This window comes from Chelatococcus sambhunathii (assembly GCF_001418005.1).
GTDB lineage: Bacteria > Pseudomonadota > Alphaproteobacteria > Rhizobiales > Beijerinckiaceae > Chelatococcus_A > Chelatococcus_A sambhunathii.
Map to the genome: position 1 here is coordinate 321,879 of NZ_LIOL01000004.1, position 17,103 is coordinate 338,981.

Below are 17,103 nucleotides of genomic sequence, written 5' to 3' on the forward strand. Positions count from 1 at the left end.
CCGGAGAGGAGCGGAGCGCCCGCGGCAGGAGCCCGTCAGCAGCAGGCGCCGGCTGCCGGCGGCTGGATGGCGGCGGGCTTTAGGGCGCTCCGGCGGGTACGGCCCTGCAGGCGCGACCAGGTGATGCGGTGAATCTGCGCCGTCACGAGGGCGCCCTCGGGCGCATCGTCCGTCATGGCGTTGCCGTCCTCAGCGTCCCGCTCCGAGCGCTCGCGCGCGAGATTCACCAGAGCCGTGGTTCTTGCGCGCGCACGTCGATGATAGGCCCTCTCGGCGAGAAGGGTTGTCGGATCCCGGTAGAAGGGCTCCGCCAGGGCGCTGTCGATATCCGTCCGCAAGAGGCCGATGTCCTTCAGCGTGCGGTCATCGAGCTCGGCGAGGCGGTAGACCGACCGGCGATGGAGAAGCGCCCGCGCGGCGGCCTTCACCCTGTCCCAGAGGCTCCGATCGGCGCGACGCGCGCCGGCGGTCCCGAGGGTCGGGGCACTCGTCGGGGCGAACGTCCCCTTCGGCGTCATCAGTTCGCTCATCGTCATCCTCCAGCAGTGAATGCTCACGCTGCCGCTCCGCGGCCCATAAAAGGGACCCGTCGCGGATCCGCCCCTTCGAGGGCGGCCACCGACGCGGAACAGTCTGCGAATGCGTGAACTCGAGGAGACTATGACGCAATCCATCCAATCATTGAAACGAATGTTTATGATTGCAAACATCACAGGGTGTGATTGAATATCGTTCACCCGGATGGAGGAGCGACGCCATGGCCCATATGCTCGACATCGATCAGTTGCGCACCTTCGTCGCCATTGCCGATACTGGCTCTTTCACCAAGGCGGCCGACCTCGTGCACAAGACGCAGTCCGCCGTGTCGATGCAGATGAAGCGCCTGGAGGAACGGCTCGGGCGGGCCATCTTCGAGCGTGACGGGCGCTATTCGCGCCTGACCGAGGACGGGGACCGGCTGCTCGATTATGCCCGCCGCATCGTGCGGCTGAACATGGAGTGTCTCGCGAGCTTCGGCGACGTCGACCTTGCGGGCCGCGTGCGGCTCGGCGTGCCGGACGATTACGCCGACCGCTACCTGCCAGAGATCCTGGCGCGTTTCTCGCGCTCCAACCCGAAGGTGGAGGTGACGGTCGTCTGCGAGCCGACGCCGATGCTGGTCGAACGGGTCAATTCCGGCGACATCGACCTTGCCATCATCACCCACGTCGACGGCAAGAACTATTCGGCCGAGATCATCCGCGTCGAGCAATTGCTATGGGTGACGTCGGCGCGCCACTGCGTGCATGACGAGACGCCCGTCCCGCTCGCCCTCGGGCGACCGAACTGCAACTGGCGGCAGAGCGCGACCGAGGCGCTCGAAAAGGCCGGGCGGCCTTTCCGCGTGCTCTATTCCAGCTGGAACTCGACGGCCGTGGGGGCCGCGGTGCTCGCGGGCCTCGCCGTCTCCGTGCTGCCGGAGAGCGCGGTCAGGCCCGGCATGCGGGTGCTCGGCCCCTCGGACGGGATGCCGGCGCTGCCGGCGTGCAAGATCGGCCTTGTTCGCAACCATCATGACCCGACGGCGCTCGCCAATGCGCTCGGCGAACACATCATCCAGAGCCTCGACAACCTCAACGTCAACCGCCTGCAGGCGGCGGAATAGTGGCCGCTACTGCATCAGGCCGGAATGGGTGTCGGCGAAGATCCGCGACAGGCTGTCGCTGATCAGCGAGGCGTTGACGACGATGCCCAGCATCACGAAGAGCGCGATGAGGCCGTATTCGACCGCCGTCGAACCGCTCTCGTCCTTCAGAAACGCCTTCAGCATGACCGCCTCCATTTGCCCTGCAGCTTGGCGGGGCGGCCTCACCGGGAGGTTAACACCGGCATGGTCGGCGGGGCGGGCGTCACGGCAGGGTGAACCGGGGGTTAATCGTCGGGCGGGCGGACCGGGCGCGTCAGCACGGCAAGATTACCGGCGAGCACGAGCACGAGGCCGGCGAGCGCCGCGAGCGACCAGACATAGTCCTCGAGCAGTGTGGAGACGCCGAGCGCGACAACCGGAAACATCACCGTCGCGTAGCCCGCGCGCGCCGCGCCGATGCGGCCGAGGAGCGTCAGGTAGGCGAAGAAGGCCAGCACCGTGGCCGAGAGGCTGAGAAAGACGAGCGAGCCGAGATAGCGCGCCGTCCATTCCACGGTGAAGGTCGCCCCGGTCATCCCGGCGACAACGGCGGCCCAGGCCGTGCCGTAGAACATGCCCCAGGCCGAGGCGGGCAGGACCGCGATGCGCCGCTTCTGCAAACGGGCCGAGACCATGTTGCCGAGGCAGAAGCACAAGGTCGCCGCGGCGCTGAAGCCGAGGCCGGCGAGCACACCGGACGCGCCCTGCGCGGCGGCAAGGTCGGGCAGGAACATCAGGCCGACGCCGCCCGCCCCCATCAGCGCCGCGAGCGCCACCCGCCCCTCGATGGGCTGGCCGAGGAGGAGCGCGCCGAGGATGAGATTGATGATGGAGGTGAGCGAGAACACCACCGACACGAGACCCGACGTCAGCAGGCCCGCGCCGTAATAGGCGAGGATGAAATTGGTGGAGAACATCAGCACGCCCATCAGCGCGAAGCGGGCGTGGTCGGCGAGCGGATAGCGAAGGCGCATGCCGCGCGCGGCAGCCCAGGCCAGCATCACCGGCGCCGCGATGAGGAAGCGCCAGACGATCGATACTTCCGGCGCGACGACGCCGACCTGCAGTTTCATGGCATACCAGCTCGTGCCCCAGCAGAAGACGAGCAGGGCGTAGAGCGCAAGCGTGCCGCCCGCGAGGCCCTGGCGACCCGCCGGCACACTGGAAATGGTCGTTTCGCTGGAAGGCAAGGCCTGGCTCCATATGCGCCGCCCATGCTAGCGGCCTCCGCATGGCCCGACCAATGCGGAGGGCTGATGCAAGCCATGCGCGGCGCTGATGGTCGGGCCGCGGGAGAGGCCGTGGGGCCCTGCCCGGTCAGTAGGCGTATTCGGAGAAGACGGGATCGACCGAACCCTGCCAAGGCCCGTGGTAACGGACCAGGAGGTCCTCGGCGAGCGTGCGCCCTTCCCCGGCGATCCTGTCGAGCGGGGCGAGGAAATGCGTCTCGTCGCGCCCGTCCGCATTGAGCCGCCCGCGGCGGGCGAGACCGGTGCGGGCGATGGCCAGCACCTCGCGGCCAATTTCAGCGAGGCTGCGCCCGGCAATCGTCGCGGCAAGGCCGAGCCGCGGGGCCGCCTCGCGCAGCGCCTGCCGGTCCGCCGCGCTCCAGCCCTTCACGACGTCCCACGCGGCCGTCAGGCAGTCCTCGTCATAGAGCAGGCCGACCCAGAAGGCCGGCTCGGCGCAGAGCATGCCGGTCGGTCCGCCGTCGGAGCCGCGCATCTCGAGGAAGCGCTTGAGGCGCACCTCGGGAAAGAGCGTCGAGAGGTGGTTCGCCCAGTCCGACATCGTCGCCCGCTCGCCGGGCAGCTGCGGCAGCCGGCCGGCGAGAAGGTCGCGGAAAGAGGCGCCGGCGACGTCATGGTAGGTGTCGTCCCGCTTGACGAAATACATGGGGACGTCGAGCGCCCAGTCGACATAGCGCTCGAAGCCCATGCCGTCCTCGAAGGCGAAGGGCAGCATGCCCGTGCGGTCGCGGTCGGTGTCGAGCCAGATATGCGAACGCATGGAGAGAAAGCCGTTGGGCCGACCCGCGGTGAATGGGGAATTGGCGAAGAGCGCGGTGGCAAGCGGCTGCAGCGCCAGCGCCACGCGCAGCTTCTTCACCATGTCCGCCTCGCTCCCGAAATCGAGATTCACCTGCACGGTGGCGGTGCGGAACATCATGTCGAGCCCGAGGCTGCCGACCTCGGGCATGTAGCGGCGCATGATGCCGTAGCGGCTCTTCGGCATCACGGGCGTTTCCTCCCGTGTCCACTTGGGGCTCATGCCGAGGGCGAGGAAGCCGATGCCAAGCGGGCGCGCGATCTCCTTGACCTGGGCGAGGTGGGCGTGCAACTCGCAGCAGGTCTGGTGCACGGTCTCGAGCGGCGCGCCGGAGAGCTCGAACTGCCCGCCGGGCTCGAGCGAGATGGCACCGCCGCCGGTCACGTCGTAGAGGCCGATGGGGTGGTCGTCCTCCATGATCGGCTCCCAGCCGAGCAGGCCCTGCATGCCTTCCAGCAGCCGCCGCACACCGCGCTCGCCCTCGTAGGGCACCGGCGCCAGATCGGCGGTGTAGAAGGGAATCTTCTCGTGTTCCGTGCCGATCCGCCACGCGTCCTTGGGTTTGCAGCCGGCTTCCAGGTAGGCGACGAGATCGTCGCGCGAGCCGATGGGGGTTGTGTCGGACACGTCGCGAGCCATGCGCTGTCTTTCTCAAGAGACGCCGCGGCGAGGCGGCGCTGGGGTTCGAGGTCGGCTCTAGATAGGCTGCCCGTCCCGCCCCGACAATGCTCCCGCACAACAATCGTGGCGAGATCTGGGCGGAGCCATCTCACGCGGCTGCGACGTTCACGGTTTCGCTCACCAGCCAATCGACCACGCTGACAAGCGCGGCGTGCTTATCAAGCCCGCGGCCGACGCCGTCGAGGTAAAGCGCGAGTTGCCGGTCGGCGCTCGTGCCGCGGCTGACGATGGTGCGCGTGTGGGCGATCTCCGTCTCGCAGCCGAGGGCCGCGGCATCCTCCGCGACGCGCGCGATGACATCCTCCAGCACCTCGCCGAAGCTGCGGGCGCCGCCACCGGCCTCGTCGACGAGCGAGCCGTGCACGCCGTAGCGCTGCGCGCGCCAGCAGTTCTCCGCGGCGATGGCCCGGTCGGCTCCGGAGAGGCCCGCCATGACATTCACGTTGCGGTCGAGATGACGCACGAGGGCGCGATAGAGCGCGGCGATGGCGATGGCATCGTCGAGGCTGGTGCAGCAGTCGCTGACGCGCAGCTCCAGGGTGCCGAGCCGGGCCGCCGGCCGCACCACCCACCAGACGAAACTCTCGTTGGCGATGGCGCCAGCGGCGACGAGCGCATCGATGTAGCGGCGGTAGTCGGCGGCATCGGCGAACAGGTCCGGCAGCCAGGTGCGCGGTAATTCGCGATAGGCGGCTAGCCGATAGCCGAGCAGCCCGGTGCGCCGTCCCTGCCAGAACGGGGACGAGGTCGAGAGGCCAAGCAGCAGCGGCACGAAGGGCAACAGCCGGCCCATGAGGTTCACACGCCGCTCCGGGCAGGGCACCGCCACGTGAACATGCAGGCCGCACAGCATGTTGCGCGTGCCCAGCATCTGCAGGTCCCGCATCAGCCGGTCGTAGCGCTCGGCATCCGTGTGGCGCTGGTGAGCCCAGACGGCCGTGGGGTGCGTGCCGGCAGCCACGATGACGAGGCCGTGGTTGCGGGCGAGCGCGCCAAGTTCCTGCCTGAGCCCGGCGAGCGCGGCCCGGGCCTCGCCCATCGTGGTCGAGGGCGGCGTCGCGACCTCGATCTGGCTCTGCAGCATCTCCGTGCGCACCGCTTCGCCGATCCTGACCTTGCATTCGTCGAGGAAGGCGCGCGCCGACTTGCGCCGGGGGCGACGCGACAGCGCGTCGCACAGGAAATATTCCTCCTCGATGCCGAAGCCGTAGCCGCAATCCATCCACCCATCCTTCCGAGACCACCGAATCGCGCCATCATCGGTCCGGAATGGGGAAACACTCGGGAGCACGCTGCTGCCGCCCGCCACTGTCCCCACAAAACCGCCTCAGGCGCGCGGCCCCCAGTCGCCGATGCTGGCCTGAACGAGCGCGAGCGCCGCGACCGCAGCCGTGTCCGCCCTCAGGATCCGCGGCCCCAGCGACAGGATCAGCACGTTCTCGCGTTGCGCCATCAGCGCGCGTTCCTCCTCGCCGAAGCCCCCTTCCGGGCCGATGACGACGGCAAGCGGCCCGCGCCGAGCGCGTGCGAGGGCCGCGAGCGGATCAGCAAGGGGCGCGGCCTCGTCGCAGAAGACGACGAGCCGTTCCGGCTCGAGGCCCGCGATGGCCGCGGCGAGCGGCTGCGCCTCGGTGATCTCGGGCAGTGTGAGAATGCCGCATTGCTCCGCGGCCTCGATGGCGTTGGCACGCATGCGCTCGATGTTGACGCGGCTCACCTGGGTGTGGCGCGTAATCACCGGGCGGATGGCCGTGGCGCCCATCTCCACCGCCTTCTGGACCATGTAGTCGAGCCGGGCATGCTTCAGGGGCGCGAAGAGATAGTGGAGGTCGCCCGGCGTCGGCTGGGGGCGCAGGCGGGTGACGATCGCGAGCGCTTCCGGCCGGCGCCGGCCGGCGAGGACCTTCGCATGCCACTCCCCTTCGCGTCCGTTGAAGACGAGGACGTCGGCGTTGGCGCCGAGCCTGAGCACGTTGCCGATGTAGTTGGCCTGAGCCTTGTCGAGCGGCACCATCCGCCCCTCGGCCAGCGGGCAATCGACGAACAGGCGCGGCGCACGTGCGGAAACGTCAGACAATTTTGATCTCCCCCGGCTGGATATGCCCCAGCAATACGTGATAAGTCGGCTTGAACGCCACCCGCGAGCAAAGCCGCCACAATTGCCTGTTATGGGCAAGCTGCCGGCGGCGGACCTGAAGACGCGGCAGCAATGTCCGCTCGTACTGCCGGGTGGCGGCTGAATGTGTCGCGGCGGGCGCCTATCCGGTCGGCCTGCCGTCAGCGGGAAGGAAGACAGTCATGGCACGCAGCTTTCGGGCGCGTCTCACGATGGGCGTGATGGCCGCAGCGGTGGTCGGTGCTCCACTCACGATCGGCCTCGGCGCCTCTCCGGCAGCCGCGCAGGCCTCCGGCTGCGAGCAGATCACGAGCTTCCTCAACGAACGCAAGTCGATCGTCGAGCGCGTCAACAAGCTCGGCAAGCAGCCGAAGGCAGCGGATGCCTGCGCTCTGCTCGGCCGGCTGGCCAACAACGGCAACGAAACGATGAAGTGGGTCGAGGCCAACAAGGACTGGTGCCAGATCCCGCAGAACTTCATCGACGGGCTGAAGGCCGATCACGGCAACGTGACCAAGGTGCGCGGCCAGGCCTGCAGCGTCGCGGCCAAGCAGGCCCAGATGGAAAAGCAGGCGCGCGAGCAGGGGCTCCTCGGCGGCGGCGGTGGCGATATCCTCACCGGGCCGATGCGCATTCCCCAAGGCGCCCTATGACCGCTGCGCCGCAGCCGCTCGACCAGCCGGTCGCCGATGCTGCGACCGGCAATTGGGTGGACCGCTACGCGCCGGCTGCATCGAGACCCTACCTGCGCCTCGCGCGCATCGACCGGCCGATCGGCTGGTGGTTGCTGCTGCTGCCGTGCTGGTGGTCGCTCATGCTCGCGGCCATTGCGACGAACACCGTCCCGAGCCTCTGGTACGCCCTGCTTTTCCTCGTCGGGGCGGTGGCCATGCGCGGAGCCGGCTCGACCTACAACGACATCGTCGACCGCGACCTCGACGCCAAGGTGGCCCGCACGCGGATGCGCCCCTTGCCCTCCGGCCAGGTCAAGGTCGCGGCGGCGGTCGCCTTCCTCGCCCTGCAGGCGCTCGTCGGGCTCGCCGTGTTGCTGCAGTTCAACGGCTTCGCCATCCTCATCGGCTTCCTGTCGCTCGTCCCGGTTGCCTTCTACCCGTTCATGAAGCGCTTCATGTCGATGCCGCAGCTCGTGCTCGGCCTCGCCTTCGCTTGGGGCGGCCTGATCGGCTGGGCGGTGGTGACGGGCACGCTCGCGGCACCCGCCTATCTCGCCTATGCGGCGGCCATCGCCTGGACCGTGGGCTACGACACGATCTACGCCCTGCAGGATATCGAGGACGATCCGATCGCCGGCATCAAGTCCTCGGCACGGCTCTTCGGCAGCGAGGCGGCGACAGGCGTCGCAGTGTGCTATGCGGTGGCGGTGGTGCTGGTCGGGCTTGCGGCACATGTTGCGGGCGGCGGGCTTATCGCCTTCGTCGCGGTCGGCGCCTTTGCGCTGCACCTCGCCTGGCAGGTGCGGTCGATCGAGCTCGACAATCCGCATAAAGCCCTGCGGCTCTTCAAGTCGAACCGCGACGCCGGGCTGATCCTCGCCCTCGGCCTCGCCGCCGACGCCCTCTTGCGCGTCGTTCTCTGAGCATTCTGTTAGTCGCGCGCCATCATGTCCCGGCCGTGGACCCGTACCGGGCGCACCAGCGGCTTGCCGGTCTTGCGCCGCACGAGGAAACGCGGCCGGCGGCCGTTCAACAGGCCGTGACGGCGGCGGATGCGGATCTGGCCGAGTTGCAGCCGCCCGATCTGCGGCCGCGGACAGACGATGACCCCATCCTCGCGCTCGAGCAGCAGCGGCAGACCCGAGGTCGCGGCGACGCTGCGCCAAACGGCGGCGATGTCGCCGTCATCCCACCGGCCGATGACAAGATCCCGCCGGCGGTCGTGGCCGACGAGGACGAGTTCGAACATCTCGGCATTACCCTCCTCCGGCACGAAGCGCACCGCCACCCCCGCGAAGACACCCGCGGCAGCGGGGAGGATCGCCCGGACGCCAGGAAGTCTCATCACGATATCGTTGAAGGAAATGGCTTCGCCGGCGGCGGGTTGCCCATGGCAACCCGCCCCGGCGGCCGAGTTCTTGCCTGCCGCCATGTCGACGCCTCTTGTTCTGACGCTCCCGCGCGGCGCTCTCTTGGTCCGGAGCACTCGCGCCTTATGTCGTCACTATTGCGCACCCACGACCCCAAAGGCCTTAACGGGTTGGGTTAAGGCCTTCTTGCCGGCCCCGTTTCGGCGCGGATGCTCAACGAAACCTTTCCGCAACCGGAGGGCGCCCCGGCCCGGCATGCGCGCGTTTGCACCATCAAGTTGCCCGGCTATTGCAGCGGTCGCGGGGGGCCTTTACAAGACCGGCCATCCAGGAACGTCAAGAGAGCCTGCGGGGACGATGCTCGCCTCCCATCCGGACATGGCTGCCAAGCTGCGCGTCCTCCTTCGCGAGACGGCGCGGGAGGCCGGCCTTGCGGCGCTCGCCTATTTCCGCGCCGGCCAAGCAACGCGGGCCGACGTGTGGTCGAAGGCGGGCGGTTCGCCGGTGACGGAGGCGGACATTGCGCTCGACCGACTCATCGCCGAGCGGTTGCGCGACGCCATGCCGGAAGCCGGCTGGCTGTCGGAGGAGACTGCGGACGACCCGGCTCGGCTTTCGAAATCTTTGGTCTTCGTCGTCGACCCCATCGACGGCACGCGCGCCTTCATGCAGGGCGGCTCGGACTGGGCGATCTCCATCGCCCTCCTCTGCGACGGCGCGCCGCTCGCCGCCATCCTGCACGCGCCGGCGCTCGGCGTGACCTACGAGGCCCAGCGCGGCCGGGGGGCGCTGCGCAACGGCGAGCCGTTGCCCTTGAGGGCAGCGGCCGCGTCAGCGCATGGGCCCATGCGCGTCGCCGGCCCGGCCATGCTCACCAAACGCCTGCTGCCCTCCTTCGGCGCCATCGACGTGGTGCCCAAGATCCCGTCGCTGGCACTTCGCCTCGCGCGGGTCGCGGACGGCACCCTCGACGTCAGCATCGCCTCCGCCAACGCCCACGACTGGGACATCGCGGCGAGCGATCTCATCCTGTCGGAAGTCGGTGCGGCGCTGACCGGCCTCTCGGGCGAGCGCCCCGGCTTCAACCGGCCGAGCCCGGTGCACAGCCCGCTCGTCGCCTCGCCCGGGGCGCTCCACCCGCGCGTGCTCGACGCGCTCGCGGAGGGGGCGACGGCGTGACGGTGGCACACCATTTGATCAACCTCGACCATCACGGGACCTGAGAGACCATGAGCGAGACGGCACCGAACAAGCAGCTTCTGCACCTCGTCTTTGGCGGCGAGCTGGAAAGCCTCGAGGGCATCACGTTCCGCGATCTCGCCCATCTCGACATCGTCGGGATCTACCCGAACTACGCCAGCGCCCACGCGGCCTGGAAAGCCAAGGCGCAAGCCACGGTGGACAACGCCCACATGCGTTATTTCATCGTCCACCTGCATCGCCTGCTCGACCCCGAAACCGGCAAGCCGGCCTGAGACGGGCCGGGCGCCATGGCGCTTCTCAAGCGGATCAGCCGGTCACGCCCGGTGCAGGCGGCCCTCGGGCGCCTGCTCGCCGGCTACCTGCGCCTCGTCGAGCGCACGAACCGCTTCGTCATGGAGCCGGCAGACATCTACGACCGCGTCGGGCCGCAGATGCCCGTCATTGTCGCCATGTGGCACGGACAGCACTTCATGGTGTCCTTCGCCCGCCGGCCGCAGGACCGCGCGGCCGCGCTCGTCTCGCGCCACGGCGACGGCGAGTTCAATGCCATCGCCCTCAGCCACCTGGGCATCCGCGCCATTCGCGGCTCCGGCGCACGCGGCAGCAAGGTGCGCGAGAAGGGCGGCGCCGCCGCGGTGCGCCACCTCCTGCGCGCCCTCAAGGACGGCGAGATGGTGGTGATGACCGCGGACGTGCCGAAGGTGTCGCGCATCTGCGGCGAAGGCATCATCCTGCTCGCCAAGCTGTCCGGCCGGCCGGTGGTGCCGGTCGCCGTTGTCACCAGCCGCCGCATCGACTTCAACAGCTGGGACCACGCCTCCATCGGCCTGCCCTTCGGGCGCGGGGCTATTGTCATCGGCGAGCCAATCCACGTCGCGGCCGAAGCCGACCCTGGCGCCATGGAGGACGCGCGGCTTGCGGTCGAGCGCAGCCTCGATGCCGTTCACGCCCGCGCCTACGCCCTCGTCGGCGACCGCGATCCGGGCGCCAAGCCGGCGGAGGCACCCCGATGACGGCGTTGTCCACGGTATGGCGCTGCTCCAGCCCTGCAGCGTGTACGCGGCTTACGATCCTGCCGCCGGCGAGCGTCGAAATGCCATGTTCGCAGGATGGCAATGGCGTCGGCGACTGTTGGTCGCCGCGGGAGCCACAAGGATGGGCGGCCGCATGACGCTGCCTCTGACACTCTACCGTATCGGCATGACGCTGCTGGAGCCCGCGGCCGCCAGCCTGCTCGTCTCGCGCCGCAAGAAGGGCAAGGAGGATCCCGAGCGCATGGGCGAGCGCCGGGGCCTCGCGGGGCGTGCCCGGCCGGCCGGGCGCCTTGCCTGGGTGCACGGTGCGAGCGTGGGCGAGGTCGTCTCGCTGATGCCAATCGTGGAGCGGCTGACGCGGCGCGGCTTCCGCGTTCTCGTCACCTCCGGCACACTCACATCGGCGGCCGTGCTCGCCCAGCGCCTGCCGCCGGGCGCGGCGCACCAGTTCATGCCGCTCGACGTGCCGCGCTATCTGCGCCGCTTCCTTGACCACTGGCTGCCGGACCTCGTGCTCTTCGCCGAATCCGAGATCTGGCCGAATGCGGTCTTCGCGGTGCGCGCGCGCGGCATTCCGCTCCTCCTCGTCAACGCGCGCATGTCCGAGCGCTCTTTCCGCCGCTGGCGGCAGGCGCCGAAGAGCGCGCGGACGCTGCTCGAGCAGTTCGACCTGTGCCTTGCCCAGTCGCAGGCGGACGGCGAACGGCTGGCGCGCCTCGGCGCGCCCCGCGTCGGCATCGCCGGCAATCTCAAGTTCGACGTGCCCGCGCCGCCGGCCGACGCGCGCACCGTCGCGAGCCTCTCCGGCATCATCGCCGGGCGGCCGGTCTGGGTCGCGGCGAGCACGCACGGAGGCGAGGAGGAGATCATCTCGCTCGTCCACCGCGCGCTCATGCAGCGGCGGCCCGGCCTCCTCACCATCATCGCGCCGCGCCATCCCGAGCGCGGCGAGGCCGTCGCCGATATCGCCCACCGCGCGGGGCTCAACGTCGCCCTGCGTTCCGAGGGCGCCCTGCCGGAGCGGGACGTCGACGTCTATGTCGCCGACACCATCGGCGAGCTCGGGCTCTTCTACCGCCTCGCGCCCATCGCCTTCATCGGTCGCTCGCTGGTGCCGCTCGGAGGGCAGAACCCGATCGAGCCGGCAAAGCTCGGTGCGGCGATCCTGCACGGGCCGCACGTCTACAATTTCGCCGACATCTATGCGGCGATCGACCGTGCGCACGGCGCCCTGCCCGTGGCCGACGCCGAGAGTCTCGCCCAGGCGCTCGCCATGCTGCTCAAGGACACGGCGCGCACCCGAGCCATGGCGCGCGCCGCGGCGCAGACCGTCGAGAGTCTCGGCGGCGCCCTGGAGCGCACGATGCGGGCCATCGAGCCCTATATCCTGCACATGGACCTTCGCCACAACGGCTGACCCGCACCCGTTCCTCCCTTGCGCCGCCGTGATCGAAGGGCAATCCTGCACCGAGCGGAATCGCGGGGGAGGCAATGAAGGCACCGGCATTCTGGTGGCAGGCGCGCCCGTCGTTCGCGGCATGGGCCCTGAGCCCGCTCGGCACGCTCTACGGGGCTGTCACGGTGCGCCGCATGGCGCAGGAGGGCGAGCCGGCACCCCTGCCCGTCATCTGCATCGGCAATTTCACGGCCGGCGGCGCCGGCAAGACGCCGAGTGCCATCACCATCGCCCGTATCCTCGCCGGGCTCGGCGAGCACCCGGCCTTCCTCACGCGCGGCTATGGCGGCAGCCTGACGGGACCGGTCGCCGTCGCCCCCACGCACACGGCCGCCGAGGTCGGCGACGAGCCGCTGCTGCTGGCGCGCCATTTCGTCACCATCGTCGCCGCCGACAGGCCGGCCGGCGCGCAGGAGGCGGACAGGCGCGGCGCGACGGTGGTCGTCATGGACGACGGGCTGCAGAACCCGTCCCTCGCCAAGGATCTGACCTTCGCGGTGGTCGATGCCGCCTTCGGTCTCGGCAACGGGCTGTGCGTGCCGGCCGGGCCGATGCGGGCGCCGCTCGACCGCCAGCTCGCCCATGCCCACGCCGTCATCCTGATCGGCGCGGGGGAGCGGGGCGTCAGGATCGCGCGGGCCGCGGCCGCGCGCGGGCGGCCGGTCCTGCGCGCCCACATGGTGCCGGATCCGGCGGTCGCGGCGAGCCTCGCCGGCCGGCGCGTCCTCGCTTTCGCCGGCATCGGCATGCCGGAAAAATTCTTCGCTACCCTGCGCGGCCTCGGCGCCGACGTCGCCGTGGAACGCGCCTTCGCGGACCATCAGCCCTTCGATGTCGCGACTGTCGAGGCGCTCGTCCGGGAAGCGGAGGCCAAGGGGCTGATGCCCATCACCACGGAGAAGGATGCCGTCCGGCTCATGGGGATCGCCGGCCGGACCGAGGTCCTGTCACGGATCGGCACCTTGCCGGTTACGCTACAATTCGAGGCGCCGGACGAGGTGGCGCAACTGCTGCAGGCGGCGATCAGCCACTGGCGCGCGCAACAGGACGGTACCTAACGTTCAGCCGCGCTCCGGACCTTTCTGGATGCGCTGCAGCACCGCCTCAGGCGAGGCATAGGCCTCCTGCAGGTCGACGCTCCAGTAGCGCAATTCGTCAAGCGGTATGGGCTTGCCCGTCACGGCGCAGCGCACGAAGGCGCCGGGGCGCAACACGCGAAAGTCGGCGTCGAGATACTGCACGACGGCTTCACCGCCCATGGGCAGGCGCGGATCGTGGCGGTTCATGGCACTCACCTTGTTGCGGGGCGCTGCCCCTCTTTCCGTCATTAAGGACAGAACGGACCGGGTTCAAGGCGAAGCGGCCAGGATCGCATCTCACGGATCGAACAGCGAAGCCTGGCGTGCCGCCGGAATGGCACCTTCGCGCGCCTTGCCCCGCGGGCGGGATGCCGTGCGCGCCGGAGCGGCGCCCTCTTCGTCCGCGATGGTGGCGCGCCGTTCGCCATCGGCGAGCTGCAGGCTGACGGCCATCCCCTCCGACAGATCGGCAACCGAGCGGACGGGCCGGCGCGCGTTGTCCAGCACGACCGCATAGCCGCGGGCGAGCACGCCCTTGTGGCTGAGGCTTTCCAGCAGCTTCCAGCAGGCCTGCAGGCGCTCGCGCCGCTGCACCAGCGACGCCTCGTAGCAGCGCCGCGCCCTGATGCCGGCGAGGGCGAGGCGCTCGCTGGCATTGCCCCAGCGCTCCTTCACCGGGCGGAAGGCGAGCCGCGAAGCGGACCGCTCGAAGGCGCCGCGCCGCCGCAGGGTATTGGCGGCGAGCCCCGCAACAAGCCGCCGCTCGAGGCCCTGCAGCACCGCCGAACGCTCCGCAAGGCGCGCCTGCGGCGACAGGCGGGCGAGGCGCTGGGCGAGGCGGTTGAGCTCGACCTCGTGCCGGCGGGCATTGGCGTTGAGGCCATGGCGCAGGCGGCCGGCGGCGAGATCGAGCCGCTGACGAGCACTCGCCGTCAGGTCCTCGGCCCGCGGCAGGGCACGCGCCAGGGCGCGCACGTCGGCCCGGCGCCTCTCCAGGAGCCGGTGCATGGCGCCGAGGTGGCGGCGCGCCAGCGTGTCGACCTGCGCGATGAGTTCGGACCGCACCGGCACGACCTTCTCGGCCGCGCCGGTCGGGGTCGGCGCGCGCAGATCGGCGGCAAGATCGATCAGCGTCCAGTCCGTTTCGTGGCCGACGGCCGAGACGAGCGGAATGTCGCTTTCCGCCGCCGCGCGCACGACCACTTCCTCGTTGAAGCTCCAGAGGTCCTCGAGCGAGCCGCCACCGCGCGCGACGATGATGACATCCGGCCGCGGCACCGCGTCGCCCGGGCCGATGGTGTTGAAGCCGCGAATCGCGGCCGCGACCTCGGCCGCGCTCGTCTCGCCCTGCACGCGCACGGGCCAGACGAGCACGTGGCGGGGAAAGCGGTCGGCGAGGCGGTGCAGGATGTCGCGGATGACGGCACCGGTCGGCGAGGTCACGACGCCGACGACCTCCGGCAGATAGGGCAGCACCTGCTTGCGCCGCTCGTCGAACAGCCCCTCGGCCGCGAGCTTGCGGCGCCGCTCCTCGAGGATGGCCATGAGCGCGCCGACGCCGGCCGGCTCGATGGTCTCGACGACGATCTGATATTTCGACGAGCCGGGGAAGGTGGTGATGCGCCCCGTCACCACCACCTCGAGCCCCTCCTGGGGCTTGACCTTGAGGCGGCTGAACACGCCTTTCCAGATCACCGCGTCGATGCGCGCGCCCTCGTCCTTCAGCGAGAAATAGCAGTGGCCGGACGAATGCGGGCCGCGGTAGCCCGACACCTCGGCGCGCAGGCGCACGAAGCCGAAGGCGTCCTCGAGGGTACGCTTCAGCGCGCCGGACAGGGTGGAGACCGTCCATTCCTGCACGTTGGAGGGGTGATTCGGATCCGGCTGATTCATGGGCGGCAGGATAGGCGTTCGTGCCGCAAAGTGAAACGCCGCGCCGGCGGCCGTCCCCCGCGTGGCTGCCTTCAGCGTCGGCACTCTCCCGGTTGACAGGGCGCACGCGACGCCGGTTTGCTGCTGCCGGAGGATGAGCGACATGAGCGACGACACGACCGCGCCCGCGAAGCCACGCATCGTCATCACCTATTGCACCCAGTGCAATTGGTTGCTGCGCGCCGGCTGGATGGCGCAGGAACTCCTGTCCACCTTCGCCGCCGACCTCGGCGAGGTGGCGCTCGTTCCCGGCACGGGGGGCCTCTTCCACATCACCTACGACGGCGAGACCATCTGGGAGCGCAAGCGCGACGGCGGCTTCCCCGACGTGAAGACGCTGAAACAACGCGTGCGCGACAGGCTCGCCCCGCAGCGCCATCTCGGCCACATCGACCGCTGAGGCGCCTCGCCGGTTCCGTGCCTGCGCGGCCGGATGCCCGGCAACGGGGCATTGCCATGGGCCGCCGCAGCCGGTAGGAGGCGCGGCAAGATCAATCGGCGCCAAGCAGGGGCGAACCCATGAACCTCCTCCTCATCGGATCGGGCGGGCGCGAGCACGCGCTCGCATGGAAGCTCTCGGCAAGCCCGCTCTGCGACCAGCTCTTCGTCGCGCCCGGCAACCCGGGCACGGCCACCTGCGGCGAGAATGTCGCGCTCGACGTGGCCGATCACGCCGCCGTCGTCGCCTTCTGCCACGACAAGGCCATCGATCTCGTCGTCGTCGGCCCGGAAGCGCCGCTCGTCGCAGGGCTCGTCGACGATCTCGCGGCTGCCGGCATCAAGGCCTTCGGCCCGCGCAAGGCGGCTGCCCGGCTCGAAGGCTCCAAGGCCTTCACCAAGGAGCTGTGCCGCGAATTCGGCATCCCGACCGCGGCTTTCGCCCGCTTCACGGACGAGGCCACCGCCCGCGCCCATGTGCGCGAGACGGGGGCGCCGATCGTAGTGAAGGCGGACGGGCTCGCTGCCGGCAAGGGCGTCGTGGTCGCCGAGACGGTGGAGGAGGCCGAGGAGGCCATTGCCATGATGTTCGCCGGTGGGCTCGGCGCCGCCGGCGCGGAGGTCGTCATCGAGGAATGCATGGTCGGCGAGGAGGCGAGCTTCTTCGCCATCGCCGACGGCAGGACCGCGATCCCGCTCGCCTCCGCCCAAGACCACAAGCGCGTCTTCGACGGCGACCGCGGCCCGAATACTGGCGGCATGGGCGCCTATTCGCCTGCGCCGGTGATGACGCCGGCCCTCGAACGGGAGGTGATGGAGCGCATCATCCTGCCGACCGTCGCCGGCCTCGCCGCGCGCGGCACGCCTTATGTCGGCGTGCTCTATGCCGGGCTGATGATCACCGCCGAGGGGCCGAAGCTCATAGAATACAATGCCCGCTTCGGCGATCCCGAATGCCAGGTGCTGATGCCGCGCATGAAGAGCGACCTCGTGCCCGTACTGCTCGCCGCCTGCGACGGCGTGCTCGCCGACGTCGACGTGCGCTGGTGGGACGAGGTGGCGCTCACCGTGGTCATGGCCGCGAGGGGCTATCCCGGCACCGCCGAGAAGGGTTCCGTCATCCGCGGCCTCACCGAGGCCGAGGCGCTCGAGGACGTCCTCGTCTTCCACGCCGGCACGAAGGACGACGGCGGCCGGATCGTCGCCAATGGCGGGCGCGTGCTCAATGTCACGGCGACGGGCCGTACGGTGAAGGAGGCCAAGGCCCGCGCCTACGAGGCAGTTTCACGCATCGACTGGCCGGAAGGCTTCTGTCGCTCGGACATCGGCTGGCGGGCCGTGGCGCGCGAAGAGGAGGCGTGAGGGCGCCATCCTGTCGGCACACGGCGACATCGCCTGAATGCCG

19 protein-coding genes are annotated in these 17,103 nt (G+C 70.0%); 10 read left to right on the forward strand and 9 right to left on the reverse strand.

All coding sequences use genetic code 11. The features are described from left to right. Window positions 1–35: 35 nt before the first annotated feature. Entirely contained in the window at window positions 36–530 is a 495-nt protein-coding gene (locus ASC46_RS10615) for a DUF1127 domain-containing protein (RefSeq protein WP_055459272.1), read from the reverse strand. Between the two features lie 227 nt (window positions 531–757). On the opposite strand from ASC46_RS10615, the gene ASC46_RS10620 reads away from it, so the two are divergent. Beyond that, on the forward strand, window positions 758–1,645 hold the full coding sequence (locus tag ASC46_RS10620; RefSeq protein WP_055459273.1) for a LysR substrate-binding domain-containing protein: 888 nt from the start codon (window positions 758–760) through the stop codon (window positions 1,643–1,645). A gap of 6 nt (window positions 1,646–1,651) precedes the next feature. On the opposite strand, the gene ASC46_RS20840 is transcribed toward ASC46_RS10620, so the two are convergent. The 5 genes from ASC46_RS20840 to ASC46_RS10640 form a co-directional block, all read right to left on the reverse strand. Next, the gene (locus ASC46_RS20840; protein WP_245280522.1) at window positions 1,652–1,810 is read right to left on the reverse strand and encodes a Flp family type IVb pilin; all 159 of its coding nucleotides are present in this window, start codon (window positions 1,808–1,810) and stop codon (window positions 1,652–1,654) included. Between the two features lie 101 nt (window positions 1,811–1,911). Continuing rightward, window positions 1,912–2,856 carry a DMT family transporter gene (locus ASC46_RS10625; RefSeq protein ID WP_245280523.1) on the reverse strand — a complete coding sequence of 315 codons (945 nt, stop codon included), beginning with the start codon at window positions 2,854–2,856 and terminating at the stop codon, window positions 1,912–1,914. A 127-nt stretch (window positions 2,857–2,983) separates the two neighbouring features. Next, window positions 2,984–4,354 (reverse strand): glutamate--cysteine ligase, encoded by a 1,371-nt coding sequence (locus tag ASC46_RS10630; RefSeq protein WP_055459275.1) that lies wholly within the window; start codon window positions 4,352–4,354, stop codon window positions 2,984–2,986. A 130-nt stretch (window positions 4,355–4,484) separates the two neighbouring features. After that, a complete protein-coding gene (locus ASC46_RS10635; RefSeq protein WP_055459276.1) occupies window positions 4,485–5,618 on the reverse strand; it encodes a carboxylate-amine ligase in 1,134 nt (377 codons plus the stop codon). Between the two features lie 105 nt (window positions 5,619–5,723). Continuing rightward, window positions 5,724–6,473, reverse strand: a complete 750-nt coding sequence (locus ASC46_RS10640; protein WP_055459277.1) for a 16S rRNA (uracil(1498)-N(3))-methyltransferase — start codon at window positions 6,471–6,473, stop codon at window positions 5,724–5,726. Window positions 6,474–6,694: 221 nt separating this feature from the next. Between ASC46_RS10640 and ASC46_RS10645 the strand changes: the two genes are divergently transcribed. Beyond that, on the forward strand, window positions 6,695–7,165 hold the full coding sequence (locus tag ASC46_RS10645; protein ID WP_055459278.1) for a hypothetical protein: 471 nt from the start codon (window positions 6,695–6,697) through the stop codon (window positions 7,163–7,165). Continuing rightward, window positions 7,162–8,109 (forward strand): 4-hydroxybenzoate octaprenyltransferase, encoded by a 948-nt coding sequence (gene ubiA / locus ASC46_RS10650; protein ID WP_055459279.1) that lies wholly within the window; start codon window positions 7,162–7,164, stop codon window positions 8,107–8,109. Before ASC46_RS10645 ends, ubiA begins: the two co-directional genes overlap by 4 nt. An 8-nt stretch (window positions 8,110–8,117) precedes the next feature. On the opposite strand, the gene ASC46_RS10655 is transcribed toward ubiA, so the two are convergent. Further along, window positions 8,118–8,618, reverse strand: coding sequence for a DUF6101 family protein (locus ASC46_RS10655; RefSeq protein WP_055459280.1), 501 nt, complete (start codon window positions 8,616–8,618; stop codon window positions 8,118–8,120). 295 nt (window positions 8,619–8,913) lie between these two features. Between ASC46_RS10655 and ASC46_RS10660 the strand changes: the two genes are divergently transcribed. The 5 genes from ASC46_RS10660 to lpxK all read left to right on the forward strand — a co-directional run bounded on the left by ASC46_RS10660 (window position 8,914) and on the right by lpxK (window position 13,307). Next, entirely contained in the window at window positions 8,914–9,735 is an 822-nt protein-coding gene (locus ASC46_RS10660; protein WP_055459281.1) for a 3'(2'),5'-bisphosphate nucleotidase CysQ, read from the forward strand. Window positions 9,736–9,785: 50 nt separating this feature from the next. Beyond that, window positions 9,786–10,031: a DUF4170 domain-containing protein gene (locus ASC46_RS10665; RefSeq protein ID WP_055459282.1), complete on the forward strand. Its 246-nt coding sequence runs from the start codon at window positions 9,786–9,788 to the stop codon at window positions 10,029–10,031. A gap of 15 nt (window positions 10,032–10,046) precedes the next feature. Continuing rightward, window positions 10,047–10,772 (forward strand): lysophospholipid acyltransferase family protein, encoded by a 726-nt coding sequence (locus ASC46_RS10670; RefSeq protein WP_055459283.1) that lies wholly within the window; start codon window positions 10,047–10,049, stop codon window positions 10,770–10,772. A 154-nt stretch (window positions 10,773–10,926) separates the two neighbouring features. After that, the gene (locus tag ASC46_RS10675) at window positions 10,927–12,210 is read left to right on the forward strand and encodes a 3-deoxy-D-manno-octulosonic acid transferase (protein ID WP_055459385.1); all 1,284 of its coding nucleotides are present in this window, start codon (window positions 10,927–10,929) and stop codon (window positions 12,208–12,210) included. Between the two features lie 74 nt (window positions 12,211–12,284). Further along, window positions 12,285–13,307 (forward strand): tetraacyldisaccharide 4'-kinase, encoded by a 1,023-nt coding sequence (gene lpxK, locus ASC46_RS10680; protein WP_055459284.1) that lies wholly within the window; start codon window positions 12,285–12,287, stop codon window positions 13,305–13,307. Window positions 13,308–13,310: 3 nt separating this feature from the next. On the opposite strand, the gene ASC46_RS10685 is transcribed toward lpxK, so the two are convergent. Both ASC46_RS10685 and xseA read right to left on the reverse strand, forming a co-directional pair. After that, window positions 13,311–13,535, reverse strand: coding sequence for a DUF2093 domain-containing protein (locus ASC46_RS10685; protein WP_019401296.1), 225 nt, complete (start codon window positions 13,533–13,535; stop codon window positions 13,311–13,313). A 90-nt stretch (window positions 13,536–13,625) separates the two neighbouring features. Further along, window positions 13,626–15,221: an exodeoxyribonuclease VII large subunit gene (gene xseA / locus ASC46_RS10690; protein WP_082464791.1), complete on the reverse strand. Its 1,596-nt coding sequence runs from the start codon at window positions 15,219–15,221 to the stop codon at window positions 13,626–13,628. Window positions 15,222–15,363: 142 nt separating this feature from the next. On the opposite strand from xseA, the gene ASC46_RS10695 reads away from it, so the two are divergent. Further along, a complete protein-coding gene (locus ASC46_RS10695; protein WP_055459285.1) occupies window positions 15,364–15,660 on the forward strand; it encodes an Rdx family protein in 297 nt (98 codons plus the stop codon). A gap of 119 nt (window positions 15,661–15,779) precedes the next feature. Further along, window positions 15,780–17,060 carry a phosphoribosylamine--glycine ligase gene (gene purD, locus ASC46_RS10700; RefSeq protein WP_055459286.1) on the forward strand — a complete coding sequence of 427 codons (1,281 nt, stop codon included), beginning with the start codon at window positions 15,780–15,782 and terminating at the stop codon, window positions 17,058–17,060. Window positions 17,061–17,103 lie beyond the last annotated feature (43 nt).